The following is a 21,757-nucleotide window of genomic DNA, read 5'->3' as shown; positions in this document are numbered from 1 at the left end:
GGATAGGTGGCCGTTTTCCCGGCGTTGTCCACAGGTCTCTTGCCGTGCCGCCGCGCACTGCCATACTTACGTCGCCGTAGGTTACGGAAGCGTAGCCAGGCGTCCGTCCCCTCTCTCCCCACCCCCAGGGAACCCTCATGACCACAAGCCCTGATCTGCTGGACGACGTAGCCGGCACCCCTGACTCCCCGCTCCCCTCCGCCACCCTCGGCGGTGACAGCAAGCGGTCGATCGAGCAGATCACTCTGCTCCTGTTCATCACGTTCCCGTTCCTCGCGCTCCTGGCAGCGGTGCCGCTGGCCTGGGGCTGGGGCGTGAGCTGGCTCGACATGGGCCTCCTGGTGGCCATGTACTACATCGGCTGCCACGGCATCACGATCGGCTTCCACCGCTACTTCACCCACGGCGCGTTCAAGGCGAAGCGACCGCTCCGCATCGCCCTGGCGATCATGGGTTCGCTGGCGGTCGAAGGACCGCTGGTGCGCTGGGTGGCCGACCACCGCAAGCACCACAAGTTCTCCGACGCCGAGGGTGACCCGCACTCCCCCTGGCGGTTCGGCGAGACGGTCCCGGCGCTGATGAAGGGCCTGTGGTGGGCGCACATCGGCTGGATGTTCGACGAGGAGCGGACGCCGCAGGCCAAGTACGCACCGGATCTGATCAAGGACCCGGCGCTCCGCCGGATCTCGCGCGACTTCATCTACTGGACGATCCTGTCGCTGGCGATCCCGCCCCTGGTCGGCGGTCTGGTGACGATGTCGTGGTGGGGCGCGTTCACCGCCTTCTTCTGGGGTTCGCTGGTCCGTGTGGCGCTGCTGCACCATGTGACCTGGTCGATCAACTCGATCTGCCACGCCGTGGGCAAGCGCCCGTTCAAGTCCCGCGACCGCTCCGGGAACGTGTGGTGGCTGGCGGTGCTGTCCTGCGGTGAGTCGTGGCACAACCTGCACCACGCCGACCCGACGAGTGCCCGGCACGGTGTGCTCCGCGGCCAGGTCGACTCCAGCGCGCGGCTGATCCGCTGGTTCGAGAAGGCCGGCTGGGCGTACGACGTGCGCTGGCCGCAGCAGTCCCGTCTCGACGCCCGCCGCGACGACTCCGGCCGCGGCGAAACCCGCCGCAAGGATGATGCCGTAAACGCGGCATGATTGATGTCGTGGCGAGTGACGGAAGTATCGGCAGTCCGGACAAGACCAGGGCGTCGGGCGGCAGGCGCGCCCGACGGGTGCGCATGACCGGCGCGGAGCGCCGTGAGCAGCTGTTGGACATCGGCCGCACCCTTTTCGCGGAGAAGGGCTTCGAAGGCACGTCCGTCGAGGAGATCGCGGCCAAGGCGGGGGTTTCCAAACCGGTCGTGTACGAACACTTCGGCGGCAAGGAGGGGCTCTACGCGGTCGTCGTGGACCGCGAGATGCGCCAGCTCCTCGACATGGTGACGGGGGCGCTGACCGCCGGGCATCCGCGTGAGCTGCTGGAGCAGGCGGCCTTCGCCCTGCTGGACTACATCGAGACGTACACGGACGGTTTCCGCATCCTGGTGCGTGATTCGCCCGTCGCCCAGTCGACGGGCACGTTCGCGTCGCTCATCAGCGACATCGCCACCCAGGTCGAGGACATCCTGGGCATGGAGTTCAAGAACCGCGGCTTCGACCCCAAGCTGGCACCGCTGTACGCGCAGGCACTGGTCGGCATGGTGGCCCTGACGGGCCAGTGGTGGCTCGACGCCCGCCGCCCGAAGAAGGCGGAGGTCGCCGCGCATCTGGTGAATCTGGCGTGGCACGGGCTCGACGGTCTGGAGCAGAAGCCGCGGCTGATAGGTCACCGCAAGAACTGATCGGTCACCGCAGAAACTGATCGCGTTTTCCGTACATCCATGGCCCCCTCCTGTTGGTCTTGATGAGTGCTTGTCCCTCGTCAAGAGGTTGAACTCACGACATTTCCCCAGGGGGGGACTTTGACTTCAGTGGAATCCGGCCGCGCCGCAACCGTGCGTAGCCGGGCGGCACGCCGCCTTGTCACCTGCACAGCACTGGCCGCCTCGGCCGGCATGCTGCTGGCCGGGACGGCCTCGGCGGCCGACGGTGTACCGCCTCAGCCCAAGATCGAGCTGAGCAAGCCGGACGCCGGCTCCGGCCGGCAGCCCACGGCCGAGGTGCCGGAGCGCAAGGCTGCCACCGGTGAGCCGCGGTACGGCACGCAGGCCGTCGCCAAGCCCCGCTCCGACGTGTCGGGTGACGGTCTGAGCGACCTGATCTACCGCGTCCCGAGCGGCCAGCTCGTCTTCCACCCGCTCACGGGTGGCGAGCCGCAGGAATTCTTCCTCGACTACGCGCAGGAACAGGACATCATCCCCGTCGGCGACCTCGACGCCGACGGCGGCGCCGAGATCCTCTCCCTGTCGCCGACGGGCACGCTGAGCCTGCACCCGACCTACAGCGGCACGAGCCTGGGCACGACCTGGAGCGGCAACGGCTGGCAGGTCTACAACAAGGTCGTCGCGGTGGGCGACCTTGACGACAACGGTCACGCGGACCTCGTGGCGCGTACGCCGGATGGTCAGCTGTACCTCTACCGGGGCACCGGCAGCCTCACCGCACCCTTTACCGCCCGTATCGAGATCGGTGGCGGCTGGCAGGGCTACGACCAGATCGTCGGCCTCAACGACAACAACGGCGACGGCTTGGGCGACCTCGTCGCGCGGACCCCCTCCGGCGACCTGTACTTCTACGGCGCGACCGGCGACATGACGCGTCCGTTCAAGGGCCGCATCAGGATCGGTGGCGGCTGGCAGATCTACAACCAGCTCGTCGCGACCGACGACAGGGACGGAGACGGCTTCGCCGACCTCCTCGCCCGCACCCCCGGCGGCAGCCTGTACATCTACTGGGGCGACGGCACGGGCAACTTCGCCCAGCGCGACGCGGTCGGCACGGGCTGGGAGTGGGCGTCCCTGTTCGCCGGAGCGGGCAGCAACCCGAACTACGGCAAGTCCGAGATCATGGGCATCGACACCCGCGACTCCCTTTACTACTACTGGGCCCGCAACAACGGCGCCCTGGCCGCTCGCCAGCTGATCGGTGGGACCGGAGACTTCGCCGGCGTCAAGAAGCTCACGCTGGCCTCGAACCTCACCCCGGGCAACATCCCGTCGCTGATGTTCACCTACGACGGCACGCTCTACAGCGACGGCGCAGTCGTCGGTGGCGGCTGGGACGCGTACAACATGCTCGTCGGTCCCGGCGACCTGAGCGGCGACGGCAAGGGTGACCTGCTCGCCCGCGACGGGTCCGGCAACCTCTACCTGTACCGCGGCTACGGAACCGGTGACCGTTTCGCGGCCAAGCAGAAGATCGGCAGCGGCTGGGGAGCGTTCAACGAGCTCGTCGGCGCCGGCGACTACACCGGTGACGGCCGGGCGGACCTGCTCGCCCGTACGCCCGCCGGCACGCTCTACCTGTACAAGGGCACCGGCTCTGCCTCGTCGCCGTTCCGCTCGAAGGTCAAGCTCGGCACCGGCTGGCAGCAGTTCAACAAGCTGGCGGCCCCGGGCGACATCGACGGTGACGGCAAGGCCGACCTGCTCGCCGCCAACTCGAGGGGCGAGCTGTTCCGCTACTCCGGCACCGGTGTCGGCACCTTCAAGCCGAAGGCCAAGCTGGGTACCGGCTGGAACACCTACCGCGACATCATCTGATCCCGATCGGGGGCCGCTGCCCCAGGTCCGGCCGAAGCGCCGACGCCCCGCCACCTGCCAGGTGGCGGGGCGTTTCGCTGCTCCCGGGCCGGTCCGTCACCGGCCGGTCACGTTTCGAGCGGCGCGACGAACCGGACGGGGCACCCCGACTGCTCGTCACGACACCTTGCGTCCGACGGCGAAGATCCGCCGGAAGGGGAACACCGTGCCGTGGGGGCCCGGCGGGTACGCCTTGCGGAGCAGGTCCCGGTACTGGGCCAGGAACTCCTCCCGCGCCGCCGGGTCGTCCGCGAGTTCGGTGAGCACCGGCCGCAGGGCGGTGCCCTTCACCCAGTCCAGCACCGGGTCCTCGCCGCCGAGGAGTTGGAGGTACGTGGTCTCCCATGCGTCCGCGTCGCAGCCGAGGTCGGCGAGGCGGATGAGGTAGTCGGCGGGCTCCAGGATGTGGACGTAGCGCCGGCCGTGGTCGCCGAGGCGGTCGCGCCACTGCGGGGACTCGCAGAGCTCGCCGAGCAGGGCGTGGCTGGGCGAGGTGAAGTTGCCGGGGACCTGGAAGGCGAGGGTGCCGCCGGGGGCGAGGCCGTCGAGCCAGAGCGCGAACGACTCGGGGTGGTTGGGTACCCACTGGAGGGCCGCGTTGGAGACTATCAGGTCGTAGGGCTCGTCCGGGGTCCAGTGCGCGGCGTCGGCGGGGCGGAAGTCCATCCAGCCGCCGCCCGCCGTGGTGCCCGCGTACTCCTTCTCGGCCTGGGCAAGCATGTCCGGGGAGAGGTCGAATCCGGTGATGTGCGCATCGGGCCACCGGTCGGCGAGCAGTGCGGTGACGTTGCCGGGGCCGCAGCCGATGTCGGCGATCCGGGCGGGGCGGCCGACGGCGGGCAGGGTGGGTATGCGGGCGAGCATGTCCAGGAAGGGACGGGTGCGGTGCCCGGCGTGGCGGAGGTACTGCTCTGGGTCCCAGGTGGGCGCGGAATGCATGGTGAAGTCCCCCTCGCAGGAACGGAAAGCCGAAACGGAAGCTGGTTCCGGCCCGACCATGCCCAATAGTCCACAGAAATATATCTTGATGTCAAGAGACTTCACGTCGACAGACCCTCTACACTGATCGACATGGAGGACGAGGTCGATCGACTGGTCGCAGCATGGCGCCGTGAGCGCCCGGACCTCGACGTGGAACCGCTCGAGGTGCTCAGCCGCGTCTCCCGGCTCGCCCGCCACCTCGACCGGGCCCGTCGTATCGCGTTCTCGGAGCATCAGCTCGAGCCGTGGGAGTTCGACGTACTCACCTCACTGCGGCGCGCCGGTGCCCCGTACCAGCTCTCGCCCGGCCAGCTGCTCACCCAGACGCTGGTGACCTCCGGGACGATGACCAACCGCATCGACCGCCTCGCCAAGAAGAACCTGGTCGAGAGGCTGCCCGACCCCAGCGACCGGCGCGGCGTCCTGGTGCGGCTGACGCCGGAGGGCCGGGACCGCGCGGACCAGGCGCTGGCCGGACTGCTCGCCCAGGAGCGGGCGATCCTCTCCGAGCTCTCGGGCGCCCAGCGCGCGGAACTGGCCGCGCTGCTACGCCAGTTGACCGCCCCGTTCGACAACATCCCCGGCTAGGGCCGGTCCTGGGCCCAGATCGGCGGGCCCCACGCCGGCCCGGCGGGCCAGCGCGACGGCGGCGAGTGTGGAGTGCACGCCCAGCTTCCCCAGCACGTTCTGCATATGCGTACGAACGGTGTGCGGCGACAGGAAAAGGCGCTCGGCGACGGCTTTGCGCCCCAGGCCCGCGACCATGCAGCGCAATACCTCCTGCTCGCGCGGGGTCAGCGACTCCACCAGTCGCTCGCTCTCCGTGCGGTGCTTGCGGGCCGCGGTCATCTCCCGCAGTACTCCGGTGAGCAGCGTCGGTGCCAGGTGCGTCTCGTCCCGCAGCACCCCGCGGATCACCGCGAGCAGACGTTGCAGCGAGCAGTCCTTGGCGATCCAGCCGGAGGCGCCCGCCTGGAGGGCCTGGGCCGCGCGCCGGGCGTCGTCCTTCTGGGCGAGGACGACGGAGCGCAGCGCGGGCTGGAGCGAGCGGACGCCCGAGACCAGGGAGATCCCGTCGACGAGGGGACTCGCGCCGGTCTCCGGCACCGCACGGGCGACCGGGGCGGCTCTCGGCGGCGGCACCGCGGCCGACGCCCCCAGATCGGCGTCCACGAGCATCACGTCGAACCTGCGGCCTTCACCCGCGGCGCGTTCCAGGCAGCGCAGCGCCGCGGGGCCGCTGCCTGCCGCGGCGACCTCCACATCGTGCTCCGCCGCCAGGGCCGCGGCGAGCGACTCGGCGAAGATTCGGTGGTCGTCCACGACCAGGACCCGGATACGAACCACAGGACACCCCCAGTGTCGGAGGACGGACCGGCACGGGTACGCCGCCGGGGGCGGAGGGTGCAGCGCATCGCTCGGCCGCCGCCGTGCTGTGACTGATACCCCGCCCCGGGCGCCGTACCCGGCTGTTTCGCCCCCTGATCGACACCGGCCCCCACCGGTGCTGTGGTTCAGAGTACGGACGGGCGCGGGTGACGGAAGGCTATTTACGGAACTGATCGGCGGCGTTGTCGCGGGTGTGGCCGATGTTCCGAATCGACACCTGAGTGGACAAGCGGCGATGGGTTCTGCCCGGATGACGCACAGAGAATGACGCGGGCCGGGCACACCCCTGATCGCCCGGCCCGCCCCGAGTCCCTCCGGGCGGGCTCCCCTCGGAGCGCCGCCTCTAGGACAGGCGGCGCGCGCCCGCCGACGGGACGGCGGTGAAGACGCGCGGTGGCTCCAGCGAGGACGCCGCGAAGGCCTCCTCGACGGACTTCGCCACCAGCGGCGAGGCGGACGTCTCCGTCAGGACGATCGCCGAGCCCCCGAACCCGCCGCCGGTCATCCGGGCACCCAGCGCGCCGGCCGCCAGCGCCGTGTCCACGACCAGGTCCAACTCCCGGCAGGAGACCCGGAAGTCGTCACGCAGCGAGGCGTGTCCCTCGGTCAGCACCGGGCCGATGGCCCTGACCTCACCGGCCTCCAGGTGGTTGATCACGCGCTCCACCCGGTGGTTCTCGGTGACGATGTGCCGGACCAGGGAGCGCACTTCCGGGTCATCGAGACGGCCCAGGGCCTCGTCCAGCGAGTCGTACGGAACGTCCCGCAGGGCGTTCACCCCGAGCGCCGCCGCTCCCGTCTCGCAGCCGGCGCGCCGCTTGCCGTACTCGCCGTCGCTGTGGGCGTGCTTCACCCGGGTGTCCACGACGAGGAGTTCGAGCCCGTGGGCGGCCAGGTCGAAGGGGATCTGCCGCTGGGAGAGGTCCCTGGTGTCCAGGTACAGGGCGTGGCCCTCGGTGCAGCAGGCGGAGGCCGTCTGGTCCATGATGCCGGTCGGAGCGCCGACGTAGACGTTCTCCGCGCGCTGGCACAGGCGGGCGGTGCGCCAACGCTCCAGGCCGAGTTCGTACAGGTCGTTCAGAGCGAGGGCGGTGACGACCTCGATCGCCGCGGACGAGGAGAGTCCGGCGCCGGTGGGCACGGTCGACTCGTAGTGGATGTCCGCGCCGCCGACCTGGTGGCCGGCGTCGCGCAACGCCCAGACGACGCCCGCCGGGTAGTCGGTCCAGCCGCCGGGGCCGCCAGGGGCGAGGTCGTCCACGCGCAGTTCGACCGGGCCGCCGTCCATGTCCGTGGAGGTCAGACGCAGCACGCCGTCGTCGCGGCGCGAGACGGTCGCCACCGTGGTGTGCGGCAGCGCGAAGGGCATCACGAAACCGTCGTTGTAATCGGTGTGTTCACCGATCAGGTTCACCCTGCCGGGTGCCGCCCACACACCCTCGCCCGTGGAACTCATGACCCGTTCTCCCTCCTGCGGGCGAATGCCCAGGCGTCGGACACGATGCCGGCCAGGTCGGCACGGCTCGGCTTCCAGCCCAGGCGCTCCTGGGCCCTCGTGGCGGAGGCGACCAGGACGGCGGGGTCGCCGCCCCGCCGCTCCGCGACCACCTCGGGCACCGGGTGACCGGTGACCTCGCGTACGGTCTCGATGACCTCGCGCACCGAGAAGCCGTTGCCGTTGCCGAGGTTGCAGATCAGATGCTCACCGGCGATGGCGGCGTCGAGCGCCAGGAGATGGGCCTCCGCCAGGTCCGCGACGTGGATGTAGTCGCGGACGCAGGTGCCGTCCGGGGTCGGGTAGTCGTCGCCGTAGACGGAGATGGACTCGCGCCGGCCGAGAGCGACCTGGAGCACCAGCGGGATCAGGTGCGACTCGGGGTCATGGCGTTCGCCGTACGCGCCGTAGGCCCCCGCGACGTTGAAGTACCGCAGCGAGACCGCCGCGAGGCCGTGGGCCGCCGCCTCGCCGGTGATCATGTGGTCGACCGCGAGCTTGGTGGCACCGTAGGGACTGGTGGGCGCGGTCGGGTCGGACTCTGTGATCGGGGTGGAGACCGGCTCGCCGTAGGTGGCGGCGGTCGAGGAGAAGACCAGGGTGCGCACGCCCGCGGAGCGCATCGCCACGAGCAGCTCCATCGTGCCGCCGACGTTGTTCGCCCAGTACTTCTCCGGCCTGGCGACGGACTCGCCGACCTGCGAGAACGCCGCGAAGTGCAGCACCCCGTCGTACGAGGCGTCCAGATGGCGCGCGGCGTCCTGGATGCGGCCCTCGACGAACCCGGCGCCCGCGGGCACCCCTTCGCGGAATCCGGTGGAGAGGTCGTCGAGCACGGTCACCTGGTGACCGGCCTCCAGAAGGTGCTGCGCCACGACACTGCCGACGTATCCCGCACCACCTGTGACCAGGTACTTCTTGCTCACTCGCTCGCTACCTCTCGCAGTCGCCTCGCCGCGGCCTCCGGCGGCACATCGTTGATGAACACGCTCATACCGGATTCGGAACCGGCGAGGAACTTCAGCTTGCCGGAAGTGCGGCGGACGGTGAAAAGCTCGAGATGGAGACCGAAGGCGTCCCTTTCCTCGCCTTCGAACGGCGCCTGGTGCCAGGCGGCGATGTACGGCGTGGGCGGTTCGCCCGGCCCGAAGATCCGGTCGAAGCGTCTCAAGAGTTCCAGATAGATCTGGGGGAATTCCGTGCATGCCGCGTCGTCCAGCGCCCGGAGGTCCGGCACCCGCCGCTTCGGGTGGAGGTGCACCTCGTACGGCCAGTGCGCCGCGTACGGCACGAAGGCGATCCAGTGCTCGCCCTCCAGCACCACCCTCACCCCCTCCTCACGCTCGCGCCGGACGAGGTCGTCGAAGAGGTTGCGGCCGGTCGCCGCCCGGTGGGCGGCCAGCGAGCGGAGCATCAGCTCGGTGCGCGGGGTCACGAAGGGGTAGCCGTAGATCTGCCCGTGCGGGTGCCCGAGCGTGACGCCGATCTCGGCGCCGCGGTTCTCGAAACAGAAGACCTGCTTGACCTGGGGCAGTTCGGCGAGCTCCGCCGTGCGGTCCGTCCACGCCTCGAGGACCAGGCCTGCCTGCTGCTCCGTCAGATCGGCGAAGGACGCGTCGTGGTCCGAGGTGAAGCAGACGACCTCGCAGCGGCCCGAGTCACCGGCCAGCGAGGGGAAACGGTTCTCGAAGACGGCGACGTCGTAGTCGGCTGCCGGGATCTCGCTGAGGCGGCCGTCGCGCGAAGGGCACAACGGACATTCGTCGGCCGGCGGGTGGTAGATGCGGCCCTGGCGGTGCGAGGCGATGGCGACCCGGTCGCCGAGCAGTTCGTCGTGCCGGATCTCGGCCGTGGTGGAGACGGCTTCGAGGGGCCTGAGGTCGACGGCGTCGCGGACGGCGTCGTCGCGCGAGTCGTAGTAGAGCAGCTCACGACCGTCGGCGAGCCGGGTCGACGTCTTCTTCACACGGAGCTCCCTCACCACTCCCATCCAACATAACCGAACACAAGAAATCACAACTCAACAGGCCGGTCAATGGGTGGGCCGCAGGCCGACCCTGAGCGGCCCCTGCCGGAAAACAAACAAAAGGCATCAGCAGATGTGTTGGTCCGGGTGATGACCCCGCGAACCGGCCTGACGGGGCCTAGTAGGCCGCGCCGGGACCGGACGGAGTCCCGTACGCCGCGCGGTCCAGCAGACCGGTACGGGCGGCGAGCGCCGCCGCCTCCAGCCGGGAGCCCACTCCCAGCTTCATCAGCACCCGCTGCACATGGGTGCGGGCCGTGCTCGGCGCGATCCCCATACCGACGGCGATCAGCCGGGTGTCCTCGCCCTCCGCGACCCGCACCAGCACCTCCACCTCGCGCGGCGTCAGCAGTTGCAGCAGCCGCTGGCCCTCGTCGTCCGGCTGCGCGACCGGATTGAGCAGCTCGGCGAACGCGCCCTGGAGCAGCAGCGGCGCCACCACCGCCTCCCCCGACCGCGCCTTCACCAGCGCCCGCTCCACGCCCTCTATGCGCTCGTCGTGGCGCACGTAACCGGACGCCCCGGCGGCGAACGCCGCCGCTATCCCGCGCGGACTGGGTACCGGTCCGAGGACCACGACGGCAACCTGCGGCCGTTCCCGTTTGATACGGACGACCGGGTCGAAGGCGCCCGGCTCCGCCGGCGTCGCCGTGCCCAGCAGGCACACCTCCGGGGCCCTGGCTATCACCAGATCGGCCGCTCCGGCCGCGGGCGCCGCCGCCGCGAGCACCCGGTGCCCGCGCAGCTTCAGCGCGGAGGCGAGCGCCTCCGCGAGCAGCCTGTGGTCGTCGACCACCATGAGCCGAACGCCCATCGAGCAACCCCCGTCCCGCTGGAGTCGGCCCCCCGGCCCTCCACGGCTACCCCGTCAGTCCCGGCAAGGTACACGCTTGTTCGACATTGCGCGCCCCTAACTCGGCAGAAGCCCCCCGGAATGCCGAATTCTTCACCAAACAGGACCACTTGAGGGCAGGCGTCAGGACGATGGTGGGGAAACGGCCGCGGCCCGGCCTCGCGCTTCTGCGAGGGACCGGGCCGCGGTGCGGCGATGCGCCGGAGCGGTGACGCGGTGGTGCGGATCAGCTCTTCGGGCCGAAGGAGATCGCCATGAACTTCGACGAGCTCGAGCTGCCCGTGTCGGGCTCGCTCAGGGTGTCGTCCGCGATGAACAGCCGCCCGTTCTTGAAGTGGTACTCCGAGCCGGACTCCACGAAGCTCGTCTCGGCGTCCCGGACCGTCTTGTCCGCCGGGTTCACCAGCAGGACGGTCTCCTTGAGGGTGGCGCCGTTGATGCTGACGACCTGGCCGCCCTTGTCGTAGGGGGGCCACTTGTACGCGATGATGTTGCCGCCGTCCATGCGCAGCGGCAGCGAGTGGTACCCCTCGCCTGCGTCCGCACGGCCGCTGACGGCCTTTCCGGTCGCCAGGTCGAAGGCGATGATCTCGTTGGTGCGCGAGTAGGACTCGCCCGTTCCCTCGTGCTCCTCCGTCGGCAGGTAGATCTTGTCGTTGCCGACGACCACGAACTGGCAGCCCTCGACGCCGTCGCTGGCGGAGCACCTCGCGAGGTACTTGTCGCCCGGTGCCGCGATCTTGGCACGCAGCTTCCCGGTCTTGCCGTCGATCGAGAAGAAGTCCGAGATGCCGAACGTTCCCGTGTCACCGACGTCGGCGGCGACGACCAGCGGGTCGGAGGAGACGATCCGCGCGTCCTCGACACCGGCCGGCATCTTGAAGGACGAGAGCGGGGTGCCGTTCTCCGGGTTGAGCGGCTGGATGGTCACCTGGGCGTTGTCGTACGAGCCGCAGCGGCGTACCGCGACGAGCGCCTTTCCGCCGCCGTAGCCGATGTCCCGGCACTCCTGGGCGTCGACGGTGGGCTTCCAGCGGACGGCACCGGTCGTCAGGTCGAACGCGGCGCTGCCGCCGAGGTATCCGGCGGCCACCGTGTTGCCGCTGAGGGTGACCTGGTCGAAGCGGGCCTTCTGGTCACCGCTGGCGCCGCCGGTGACCGACTTGCTCCAGAGCAGCTTGCCGGCGGTGAGGTCGACGACGCCGACCTCGGAGCACGGCGGGTAGCCCTTGTCTCCCTTGGCCCGCTTCGTGGCCTCGAAGACGACCGCGGTCTTGTTGTCCTCGGTCATGTGACGCGAGGCGGCACACACCTGGCCGGGCAGGTCGAGGGTCCACAGCACGGTGCCCTTGGCCACGTCGTGGGCCACGATCGTGTTGACGCTCGTCTTGACGAACGCCTTGTCGGTGACCCAGGAGCCCGGCACACCCGTCACGTCGAAACGCGCGGGGATCGGCAGCTGGAAGGCGACCTTGGAGGCCGTGTCGGCCGGGGCCTTCTCCTTGCCGGGGCCGTCGGGGGCGGCCGGGGCGTCGCCGCCCTTGCCGCCCTTGCCGCCCTCGGTGCCGCCCGAGCTGCTCTTCGCCTCGTCCTGCTTGCCGCCGTCGTCCTTGGTGGACGAGTAGAAGAACCCGCCGCCGATGATCAGCACGATGGCGACGAACGCGGCGATGACGATCTGCAGCTGCGTCTTGTTCAGCAGCCCGCCGCCCCCGGAGGGCACGGCCGGCTGCGGCATCATCGGCTGCGTCGGCGCGCTGTAGGCAGGCTGCCCGGGAGCGCCGTGCTGCGGGTGACCGTAGGGCGCCCCCGGCGCCGGGCTCTGCGGCGGCGTCTGCGGATAGCCGTAGCCCGGCTCGGCGGGAGGGGGCGTCTGCGGGTAACCGTAGGGCGCTCCCGGCGCGGGGCTCTGCGGCTGCGGCGCGGGGGTGCCGTACCCGCCGGCCGGCTGCTGAGGCTCCTTCGCCATTCCGTAGCCGCCGCCCGAAGGCGGACCGGGGGGCTGGCTCGGGGGCTGGCTCGGCGGGCCGGGCGGCTGGTTCGGCGGCGGGCCGGGCGGCTGACTGGGCGGTGGCGGCGGCTGCGTCATGGCTTGCTTACCTCTGGGGGACGGAAGGTGGGTCCTACGACGGCGGAATCGGTCACTGGCCGAAGCCCATCATGGTCTTCGTCTCCTTCTCGGCCTTGTCGTTGGGCGCGCTCACACGACCGCTGGCGATGAAGAACCGGCCGTCCGCGTACGCCATCTTCGGGGAGTAGAAGGAGTTCTCGACCTCGGCGGTCGAGGCCGGGTGCTGGAGCAGCATCTTCGGCGCCCCACCGGTCGGCGCGACGGTGGCGACACCGCCGCCCGTGTCGTACGAGGGCTGCATGTAGACAAGGACGTTGCCGCCCTCGATGCGCAGCGGCGTCATCTTGCGCTCCGCGCCGGCCGGCGCGCGCCAGGCTTCCTTGCCGCTGTCGAGGCTGAAGGCGACGAGCTCGTTCGCCTTGCCGTACTCGGTCTCCGTGGCCATGTAGAAGTGCTTCGCGTCGGCGGCGACACCGGTGCAGCCCTCGAGGTTCTGGCCGAAGATGACGAACGCCCCGCCGCAGCGCGGCTGGAACTTGTCGTTCTTGCCGCCCGAGATCTGCGAACGCAGCTTGCCGTTGTCGGTCAGCGCGATGATCGACCACTTCTTCTCCGGCTCACGCTGGGTGATGGAGATGACCAGCGGGCTCGCGGAGTAGACCTTGTCGATCTCCCAGCCTTCGGGGTGTTGTACGTCCACCTGGGCTTGCCGCTGGCGGGGTCGATCTCCTGGAGCTGCTGCTTCGGCTTGTCGTAGTCGTCCGTGGGGCAGCTCGCGCCGGCCAGCAGCTTCGGGCCGCCGGCGAAGGCGAACGGCTTGCAGCCGCTGCCCGGCTTGCCGAAGAGCTGCTTGCCGTCGGCCATCGAGAAGCCGTAGGAGTTGCCGCTGCCGCCCACAGCGAGCGTATTGCCGCTGATGGCCAGGGTGAAGTCGGAGAGGGAGGCGAACGCGCCGGACGCCTTCGGGATCGGCTTCTTCCAGCCGGCCTTGCCCGTCTTCAGGTCGATCATCTGGAGGTCGTTGCACTTGGCCTTCTCGGTGAGGCCGTCCTTGACACCGATGACGATCTTGCCGTCGGCGGAGGTCTGCGCCGGGGCCGAGCACACCTCCGCTGGCAGCGGCACGCTCCACTTCTTGCTGCCGTCGGTCACCGAGTAGCCCGCGACCTCCCGGTACATGGCCTTGACGACCGTGTCGCCGGCCATCCACGGGCCGAACACCTCGGCGCCGTTGCGGGGCAGGTCGATGTCGTTCTTCGTCAGGAACAGGACCTTGGCCTCGCCGTCCTTGCGGCCGGCGTTGAGGTCCTCGTTGCCCTCGCGTCCGGTGCCGCTGCCGTCGCCCTGGTCGACGGACGCGGAGCCGGTCGGCTTCGGGTCGTCGCTGGACTTGCTGACGGCCGGCTTGTCCTTCTTGCCGTCGCCACTGCTGACGACGTACCAGGTACCACCGCCGACAAGGAGCAGCGCGGCGGCCGAAGCTGCCACGACGATGCCGGTCTTCCCCTTGAAGAAGCCGCCGCCGCCCGGCGCGGGCGCACCCGGGTACTGCGGCTGTGTCGGGTATCCGCCGTACGGACCCGGCTGGTTGTACGCGCCGGGCTGCTGGTTGTACGGGCCCGACTGCTGCGCGTACGGCCCCGGCTGCTGGGGATAGCCGTAACCCGGCTGGCCGGGAGGCTGCTGCGGGTAGCCGTACCCGGGCGCCGGCGCACCGGGAGGCGCCGCCGGCGGCGGTCCCTGCGGGGCGGGCGGCATCTGCGGCGGCTGCGCGGGCGGCTGGGGCTGCTGCGGAGCTCCCTGCTGAGGATCCTGGGGGGCTCCGAAGCCTCCCTGCGGGGGCTGGTTCGGCGGCTGCGTCATGGCGTACTACCTCATGGGTGGGAGATGCGAGTGGGAGTTGGGGATGTCCGGACGACCCAGACCGCGTTCATCTGCCGGAAACCATCACGGTGTTCAGCGGCACCTGCCGCTCACCGCCCGAGGGCGCGACCACCGACACGGCGGCTCCCGCACAGGGCGAGGGTCCGATGTGGTGACGGCGCCGCCGGAAGCGGGTGGGCCGGCGTGCATGACGGACGGCTGTGGTGCACGGGTGCGGCCGGCGGATACGCGGGCGGCTGCGGAACCCCGCGCCACGGGTCCGCGGACCGTGCTTGACCGGACGGCGGCGGCTGCCCCATCTGCGCTTCCCCCTTCGTACGGTCTGCTGCCCGGACGAACTCCCCCGCTCCTCCGGCAAGCGCATCCACCGGAAGGAGTGATTCGGACACGAACCCCGTTGTTCTACATCAGTCGAGCGGGCCTTCTTTGTATCACCCGTGACGAGGGGAGAGCGGGCTCGGCCCTCCCCTGTTCCCAAGGGAGGACCGGGCCGTGATGGGGTTGTTACGCGCTCTGCACGGCTTCTCTACGGGCGGCGGGGAGCCGCCGGTCAGGCGTCTTCCGCCAGTTCGAGCCAGCGCATCTCCAACTCTTCGCGCTCGGCAGCGAGTTCACGGAGCTCAGCGTCCAGTTTGGCGACCTTTTCGAAGTCTGTGGCGTTATAGGCGATCTGTGCGTGCAGCTTGGTCTCCTTGTCGGAGACCTTGTCGAGCTGCCGCTCGATCCGCTGGAGCTCCTTCTTCGCCGCGCGGGCGTCGGCCGCCGACTTCTCCTTGACGGCGCCGGACGGGGCGGGCGACGGCGTCGGCACGGCGGCCTCCACCATCCGCGCCCTGCGCTCCAGGTACTCGTCGATACCACGCGGCAGCATGCGCAGCGTGCCGTCGCCGAGCAGCGCGAACGTACGGTCCGTGGTCCGCTCGAGGAAGAACCGGTCGTGCGAGATGACCACCATCGAGCCGGGCCAGCCGTCGAGGACGTCCTCGAGCTGGGTCAGGGTCTCGATGTCGAGGTCGTTGGTGGGCTCGTCGAGGAAGAGGACGTTCGGTTCGTCCATCAGCAGGCGCAGCAACTGGAGCCGGCGCCGCTCACCGCCCGACAGGTCGCCGACGGGCGTCCACTGCTTCTCCTTGCCGAAGCCGAACTGCTCGCACAGCTGGCCCGCGGTCATCTCCCGGCCCTTGCCGAGGTCGACCCGGTCGCGGATCTGCTGGACCGCCTCCAGCACGCGCAGCGCGGGCGGCAGTTCGGTGACGTCCTGCGAGAGGTAGGCGAGCCGTACGGTCCTGCCGACGGTGACCCGGCCCGCGACGGGCTGCTCCTCGCCGCCGGAGACGGCCGCCGTTGCGAGCGTGCGCAGCAGTGACGTCTTGCCCGCGCCGTTGACACCGACCAGACCGATACGGTCACCGGGGCCGAGCTGCCAGGTCAGATGCTTCAGCAGCACCTTCGGGCCGGCCTGGACCGTGACGTCCTCGAGGTCGAACACCGTCTTGCCGAGCCGCGCGGACGCGAACTTCATCAGCTCGGACGTGTCACGCGGCGGCGGCACGTCGGCGATCAGCTCGTTCGCCGCCTCGATGCGGTAGCGGGGCTTGGACGTACGGGCGGGGGCGCCGCGCCGCAGCCAGGCCAGCTCCTTGCGCATCAGGTTCTGCCGCTTGCTCTCCTCGGTCGCGGCGATCCGCTCCCGCTCCGCCCGTGCGAAGACGTAGTCGGAGTAGCCGCCCTCGTACTCGTACACGTCGCCACGCTGGACGTCCCACATGCGGGTGCAGACCTGGTCGAGGAACCAGCGGTCGTGGGTGACGCAGACGAGCGCGGAACGGCGCGTCTGCAGATGCCGGGCGAGCCAGGCGATGCCCTCGACGTCGAGGTGGTTGGTCGGCTCGTCGAGGACGATCAGGTCCTGCTCGGCGATCAGCAGCTTGGCGAGCGCGATACGGCGGCGCTCGCCGCCGGACAGCGGTCCGATGACGGTGTCGAGCCCCTGCGGGAAGCCGGACAGGTCGAGCCCGTCGAACAGCCCCGTCAGCACGTCCCTGATCTTGGCGTTGCCCGCCCACTCGTGGTCCGCGAGGTCCCCGATGACCTCGTGCCGGATCGTCGCCTCCGGGTCGAGCGAGTCGTGCTGCGTCAGCACGCCGAGCCGCAGCCCGCCGCTCTGGGTGACCCGGCCGGTGTCGGGCTCCTCCAGCTTGGCGAGCAACCGGACGAGGGTGGTCTTCCCGTCGCCGTTACGGCCGACGACGCCGATACGGTCTCCCTCCGAGACGCCGAGGGAGACCCCGTCGAGCAGGGCGCGTGTTCCGTACACCTTGCTGACTGCCTCGACATTGACCAGGTTGACGGCCATTTCTCTCCTGACAGGGGGAACGATCGACCTCCCAGCCTACTTGTCAGGCGCGGCTGCCCCGTCCGGCCCGTTCCACCAGCAGCCAGCCGCCGAGCGCCATGGCGACGGCGGCGGGGGCGCTGACGTGCACGGCGACCAGCATCGCCGTCCTGCCTTCGAGCAGTCCGCCGAATCCGACCATGGAAAGGCCCAGGATGCCGAACAGGCAGAGCGCGATCCCCACGGCGGCGATCGGCCCGGTGCCCGGCACCGGCGTGACGGCGCTCCGCGCGGGACGTTCGAACCTGCGGAACGCGGCGACGAGCAGCGCGGTCAGCCCGGCCGCGGCGGCGACGCGCAGCGGCGTCTGCGCCCACCAGGCCGCCGACGCCGGCGCCCGCAGCGGAAGGCCGGCCGCGATCATCGCCCCGTAGACGCCGAGCATGGCGGTGAGGTGCCACAGGAAGGCGGTCATGGCGACCCCGTTTGTGGCCACCACACCCCGCCAGACGCGGGCCCGCCGCACGAACCGTCCGCCCGGCCTCCTGAGCAGTTCGACCGCGCCGACCAGCCACAGCCCGTGGAACAGCAGGGCGAGGGTCGGCGGGGCCATGTTCGAGATCTTCTCGCCGGGCATTCCCACCATGGACAGCGGATACGGCCCGAACGCGACGAGCGCGACGGCCCCGGCGAGACCCGTCGCCGCGAGCGCGGCAGGTATCCGGATACGCCCGTCGGCGCGCAGGAACCCGAGCTGGTGGACGGCGAGCCAGACGAAGGCGAAGTTCAGGAACTCGACGAAGGGCACATGGGCGGCGAACCGGAGCACGTCCACGGCCGCCGCCGCGCCGAGGAGCGCGCCGAACGCGCCCCAGCCGAACCGCTCGTGCAGCTTCAGCAGCGGCGGGGTGAAGGCGACCATGGCGAGGTAGATCCCGATGAACCACAGCGGCTGCGCCACGAGCCGCAGCGCGACCCCGGTCATCCCGCCGCCCCCGCCGAGCAACTGCACGACGAGCGCGGCGGCACCCCAGACGAGGACGAACGCCATCGTGGGCCGCAGGAGCCGCTGGAGCCGGGCGCGCAGAAAGACCGAGTACACGGACCGGTCCGGATGCCGGCGCCGCAGCGACCGGTAGGACAGGGCGTGCGAGAACCCGCCGACGAAGAAGAACACGGGCATCACCTGAAGGGCCCAGGTGAGCAGCTGAAGCTCCGGCACGACGGCGAGAAGGTTCCCGATGCCGTCGTCGGTGACCGCCGCCATGAGCCAGTGCCCGGCGACGACTGTCCCGAGCGAGGCGACCCTCAACAGATCGACGTACCGGTCCCGCGTACCGGGGGTGGCGGCGGCAAGCTCACGAACGCTGGTTCCCATGGGCGCCACGGTGCCGGGTCGGCGGGGGCGGGCGGGAGAGCGCTCGTACTCAGGTGGGCGGTGAGTATGCGGGCGGGCGGGGGCGTGGTCCGCTGCGCGGGGCCGTTCCCCTCCCCGCTCCTCCCGAACCGGGGCAGGCCCGACCCCGTACCGCCCTGCGGGCGGTGCCCTCGAGCGCGGGGCGGGCTGGATTACGCTGCGCGCCACCAGCCTCGCCGGCGTTCGAAGCGCGGGGGTCCGGGGGCAGAGCCCCCGTCACGCCGCGCCCGCGACCACCCTCGCCCCCGCCGCCGGCGCCCGCGCCGCCCGTGCGGAGCGGCATTTGCCCGACGCCGTCAGCGCCTCGGCCACCGTCTCCGCCGTGTCCTCGTCCTTGACGAGGAACGCCGTCGTCGGGCCGGAGCCGGAGACCAGGGAGGCCAGCGCGCCCGCGGAGACACCGACCGCAAGGGTGTCGGCGAGCGACGGACGCAGGGACAGGGCCGCCGGCTGGAGGTCGTTGGACAGGGCGTCCGCCAGGGCGGGCACGTCACCCGTACGCAGCGCGTCGAGGAGCGCGGCCGAGGCAACCGGCTCCGGAACGGCGCGGCCGGCGTTCAGCCTGTCGAACTCCCCGTACACCGCGGGCGTGGAGAGCCCGCCGTCCGCCACCGCGAACACCCAGTGGAACGTCCCGCCGACGTCCAGCTCGGTCAGCCGCTCGCCGCGGCCGGTGCCGAGCGCCGCCCCGCCCACCAGGCTGAACGGCACGTCGCTGCCCAACTCGGCGCAGATGGCGAGCAGTTCGTCACGCGAGGAACCGAGCCCCCAGAGCGCGTCGCACGCGAGCAGCGCGCCCGCGCCGTCCGCGCTCCCGCCCGCCATGCCGCCGGCGACGGGAATGTCCTTGTCGATGTGGATGTGGACGTCGGGCGAGATGCCGTGACGGGCCGCCAGCAGTTCCGCGGCTCGCGCGGCCAGGTTCGTACGGTCCAGGGGGACCTGCCCGGCGTCCGGGCCGGAGCAGGTGATGCTCAGGGACGGGGCCGGCCGCACCGTCACCTCGTCGTGGAGGCCGACCGCCAGGAAGACGTTGGCCAGGTCGTGGAAGCCGTCGGGGCGTGCCCCGCCGACCGCCAGCTGGACGTTGACCTTGGCCGGCACCCGTACCGTGACGCTCACTTCTTCGCCTCCGCGATCCGCGCGAACTCCTCCACCGTCAGCGACTCGCCGCGCGCCTGCGGCGACACACCCGCCGCGACCAGGGCCTCCTCGGCCGCGGCCGGTGATCCGGCCCATCCTGCGAGCGCGGCGCGCAGCGTCTTGCGGCGCTGGGCGAAGGCGGCGTCGACGACCGCGAAGACCTCCATCCGGGTGGCGGTCGTCGCCACCGGCGAGGTCCGCCGCACGAGGGAGACGAGGCCGGAGTCCACGTTCGGCGCGGGCCAGAAGACGTTGCGGCCGATCGACCCGGCCCGCTTGACCTCGGTGTACCAGTTGGCCTTCACCGAGGGCACGCCGTACACCTTGTTCCCGGGGCCGGCGGCCAGCCGGTCGGCGACCTCGGCCTGGACCATGACGAGCGTCCGCTCGATCGACGGGAAGCGGTCGAGCATGTGCAGCAGGACCGGCACGGCGACGTTGTACGGCAGGTTCGCGACGAGCGCGGTCGGCGGCGGCCCGGGGAGCTCCTGCACGTGCATCGCGTCGGAGTGCACCAGCGAGAAACGCGACGCCCGGTCGGGCAGTCGCGCGGCGACCGTCGCCGGCAGGGCGCCGGCCAGCACGTCGTCGATCTCCACGGCCACGACCCGGTCGGCGGCCTCCAGCAGCCCGAGGGTCAGCGAGCCGAGGCCGGGGCCGATCTCGACGACCACGTCGTCGGGCTTCACCTCGGCGGTGCGCACGATCCTGCGGACCGTGTTGGCGTCGATGACGAAGTTCTGGCCGCGCTGTTTGGTGGGGCGTACGCCCAGCGCGGCGGCCAGCTCACGGATGTCGGCGGGGCCGAGGAGTGCGTCGGGATCAGTGGTGCTCACCGATACAGCCTACGGCCGCAGTGCGGCCACGGACTCGCCCCCCGCTGCACATAGAGCTTCTTCGCCCGGTACGTCTGTTCCTCGGCGGACGCGTCCTGCGGACGCCCGGTGCCGCCGAGCGAGCGCCAGGTCGCGGTGTCGAACTGGTACAGCCCGCCGTAGGTGCCGGAGGGGTCGACGGCGCCCGGCCGCCCGCCCGATTCGCACTCGGCGAGCGCCGCCCAGTTCAGGCCGTCCGCCCCGCCCACCGAGGACGGCGGCTGCCGGGTGCCGACCTTCACCTGCTCGGTGACCGGTTCGCGCACGACGTCCGTGGCGGTCCGCCGCGGCTTCTGACGGACGCCGTCGACGGTCCGCAGGGCGTACGTGACCCGGCGCACGCCCGGCCGTCCTTGCCGTACGACGACCTCCGTGCCCGTGAAGAGCGCGGGATCCAGGGTCTTCTCGACGGCGAAGTCGATCGGTTCCTCGCGTACCTCACGGCCGCCGCTGATCCGCGTGACCGTGACGGTCTGTCCGTCGTGGGGGAAGCCGCCGGGCGGCACGGAGCTGGTGTCCTGGCCGCGCAGCACGATCCCCGCCTCCCCGAGGGCCTCGCCCATGGTGGCGGCGTTGGTGCGGATGGTGCGTTCGCGTCCGTCGGCCATGAACGTGACGGCCCTCTCGGTGCGCACGTCCAGCACCAGGCCGGATCTCGGGATCGGAGTGGCAAGCGGCACGGAGAGGTACGCCCCCTCCGCGCGCACGCCCAGTTCCCGCAGGGCCGCCTCGACGGTGGTGGCCGTGGTCCACACCTCGCCGGGGCGGCCGTCGAGGGTGAGACGCAACGGCCTGCCGTGGCGGACGGTGATCTCGTCACCGCTGTCGAGGTCCGCTTCGGGGCCAGGGGCGACGACATCGTGGGCGCGCAGGACCAGGCCCTCGTCCTCGAGGAGTTCGCTCACGTCGTCGGCGAAGGTGTGCACGGTCCGCGGCACGCCGTCGACGGTGATCCGGACCGCTTTGTCGTCGGCCACGAACGCGGACGTCCCGCCGGCGAGGAAGGCGACGACGAGGGCCCGCGGGACGAGCCGCCGCAGCGTGTCCGGACGCTCCGCAGGTTTGCGCCGCCGCGATCCACCGCGTCGCGCCTGCGCGCGCCGTCCCCGCTCCTCTTCGGCGGCACGGCCCGCGCCCCGGAGGTCCACGTACGGCAGGGTGGGCGCCTGCGCCACGGCCGCCCGGCGGTGCGGGGGCACCACGCCCGCCGTGGGCGTGCCCGCCGCCATGTCGACGAGGGTCAGGGCCCCGCGGTCCAGGTACGGCAGGGTCGGGGCGTACGCAGCGCCGCGAGCCGCCGCGGCCCGGGGGTCGGGCTGCGGCGCGCTGCCGTACGGCGCCGGAGAGGGCGGGGCGGGCGCCGGCACGGTGGCCCGGCCGGCGCCGGCTTCCGCCGTGGACCGGCCACCGGCACGGCGTGAGCCGCGCGCCGCACGGTGACTGCCCTGCGAATTACTCACGCTCACGACGCTCCGTAAGGTCCGGTCAGCCAAGTGGCACCGGACAGTAGCGGAGGGATGGTCACTCTCCAAAGCGACGCGAACACTCAGCGTTG

At 71.2% G+C, this 21,757-nt stretch carries 16 protein-coding genes and 1 pseudogene; 4 read left to right on the top strand and 13 right to left on the bottom strand.

The annotated features are described in order from the left end of the window. Positions 1–137 precede the first annotated feature (137 nt). The 3 genes from GLX30_RS20865 (at position 138) to GLX30_RS20855 (ending at position 3,694) form a co-directional block, all read left to right on the top strand. Positions 138–1,148, top strand: a complete 1,011-nt coding sequence (locus tag GLX30_RS20865; RefSeq protein WP_159691168.1) for a fatty acid desaturase — start codon at positions 138–140, stop codon at positions 1,146–1,148. Beyond that, positions 1,145–1,834, top strand: a complete 690-nt coding sequence (locus GLX30_RS20860; protein WP_208545451.1) for a TetR/AcrR family transcriptional regulator — start codon at positions 1,145–1,147, stop codon at positions 1,832–1,834. Before GLX30_RS20865 ends, GLX30_RS20860 begins: the two co-directional genes overlap by 4 nt. 129 nt (positions 1,835–1,963) lie before the next feature. Then, positions 1,964–3,694: an FG-GAP-like repeat-containing protein gene (locus tag GLX30_RS20855; protein WP_159695150.1), complete on the top strand. Its 1,731-nt coding sequence runs from the start codon at positions 1,964–1,966 to the stop codon at positions 3,692–3,694. A gap of 156 nt (positions 3,695–3,850) precedes the next feature. On the opposite strand, the gene GLX30_RS20850 is transcribed toward GLX30_RS20855, so the two are convergent. Beyond that, positions 3,851–4,672, bottom strand: coding sequence for a trans-aconitate 2-methyltransferase (locus GLX30_RS20850; protein ID WP_159691166.1), 822 nt, complete (start codon positions 4,670–4,672; stop codon positions 3,851–3,853). A gap of 132 nt (positions 4,673–4,804) precedes the next feature. Here GLX30_RS20850 and GLX30_RS20845 point away from each other — a divergent pair, with 132 nt between their 5' ends. Next, positions 4,805–5,302: a MarR family transcriptional regulator gene (locus GLX30_RS20845; RefSeq protein WP_005316568.1), complete on the top strand. Its 498-nt coding sequence runs from the start codon at positions 4,805–4,807 to the stop codon at positions 5,300–5,302. On the opposite strand, the gene GLX30_RS20840 is transcribed toward GLX30_RS20845, so the two are convergent. The 12 genes and pseudogenes from GLX30_RS20840 to GLX30_RS20785 form a co-directional block, all read right to left on the bottom strand. Further along, complete coding sequence (locus GLX30_RS20840) at positions 5,261–6,061, bottom strand: response regulator transcription factor (protein WP_167306848.1); 801 nt, start codon at positions 6,059–6,061, stop codon at positions 5,261–5,263. The two genes, GLX30_RS20845 and GLX30_RS20840, sit on opposite strands and share 42 nt — an antisense overlap. A 385-nt stretch (positions 6,062–6,446) precedes the next feature. Next, positions 6,447–7,559 (bottom strand): galactokinase, encoded by a 1,113-nt coding sequence (gene galK, locus GLX30_RS20835; protein ID WP_159691164.1) that lies wholly within the window; start codon positions 7,557–7,559, stop codon positions 6,447–6,449. Next, positions 7,556–8,524 carry a UDP-glucose 4-epimerase GalE gene (galE, locus tag GLX30_RS20830; protein WP_159691162.1) on the bottom strand — a complete coding sequence of 323 codons (969 nt, stop codon included), beginning with the start codon at positions 8,522–8,524 and terminating at the stop codon, positions 7,556–7,558. Before galE ends, galK begins: the two co-directional genes overlap by 4 nt. Continuing rightward, entirely contained in the window at positions 8,521–9,564 is a 1,044-nt protein-coding gene (galT, locus tag GLX30_RS20825; protein WP_159691160.1) for a galactose-1-phosphate uridylyltransferase, read from the bottom strand. The genes galE and galT overlap by 4 nt, the downstream gene beginning before the upstream one ends. A gap of 178 nt (positions 9,565–9,742) precedes the next feature. Next, positions 9,743–10,438, bottom strand: a complete 696-nt coding sequence (locus GLX30_RS20820) for a LuxR C-terminal-related transcriptional regulator (protein WP_159691157.1) — start codon at positions 10,436–10,438, stop codon at positions 9,743–9,745. A 265-nt stretch (positions 10,439–10,703) separates the two neighbouring features. Further along, positions 10,704–12,566 carry a PQQ-binding-like beta-propeller repeat protein gene (locus tag GLX30_RS20815; protein ID WP_159691155.1) on the bottom strand — a complete coding sequence of 621 codons (1,863 nt, stop codon included), beginning with the start codon at positions 12,564–12,566 and terminating at the stop codon, positions 10,704–10,706. Between the two features lie 52 nt (positions 12,567–12,618). Further along, positions 12,619–14,411 (bottom strand): annotated as a pseudogene (locus tag GLX30_RS20810) (PQQ-binding-like beta-propeller repeat protein). A 571-nt stretch (positions 14,412–14,982) separates the two neighbouring features. Next, a complete protein-coding gene (locus GLX30_RS20805) occupies positions 14,983–16,788 on the bottom strand; it encodes an ABC-F family ATP-binding cassette domain-containing protein (RefSeq protein WP_159691152.1) in 1,806 nt (601 codons plus the stop codon). Positions 16,789–16,831: 43 nt separating this feature from the next. Continuing rightward, the gene (locus GLX30_RS20800; RefSeq protein WP_159691149.1) at positions 16,832–18,145 is read right to left on the bottom strand and encodes an acyltransferase; all 1,314 of its coding nucleotides are present in this window, start codon (positions 18,143–18,145) and stop codon (positions 16,832–16,834) included. 255 nt (positions 18,146–18,400) lie between these two features. Beyond that, complete coding sequence (locus tag GLX30_RS20795) at positions 18,401–19,306, bottom strand: 4-(cytidine 5'-diphospho)-2-C-methyl-D-erythritol kinase (protein ID WP_159691147.1); 906 nt, start codon at positions 19,304–19,306, stop codon at positions 18,401–18,403. After that, positions 19,303–20,163 (bottom strand): 16S rRNA (adenine(1518)-N(6)/adenine(1519)-N(6))-dimethyltransferase RsmA, encoded by an 861-nt coding sequence (rsmA, locus tag GLX30_RS20790; protein ID WP_159691144.1) that lies wholly within the window; start codon positions 20,161–20,163, stop codon positions 19,303–19,305. The genes GLX30_RS20795 and rsmA overlap by 4 nt, the downstream gene beginning before the upstream one ends. Beyond that, positions 20,160–21,662 carry a resuscitation-promoting factor gene (locus GLX30_RS20785; protein ID WP_244258230.1) on the bottom strand — a complete coding sequence of 501 codons (1,503 nt, stop codon included), beginning with the start codon at positions 21,660–21,662 and terminating at the stop codon, positions 20,160–20,162. The genes rsmA and GLX30_RS20785 overlap by 4 nt, the downstream gene beginning before the upstream one ends. Positions 21,663–21,757 lie beyond the last annotated feature (95 nt).

This window comes from Streptomyces sp. Tu 2975 (genome assembly GCF_009832925.1).
Classification (GTDB): Bacteria; Actinomycetota; Actinomycetes; order Streptomycetales; family Streptomycetaceae; genus Streptomyces.
The sequence above is the reverse complement of the archived record's forward strand: the minus strand, read 5'-3'. Positions and strand labels throughout refer to the sequence as shown.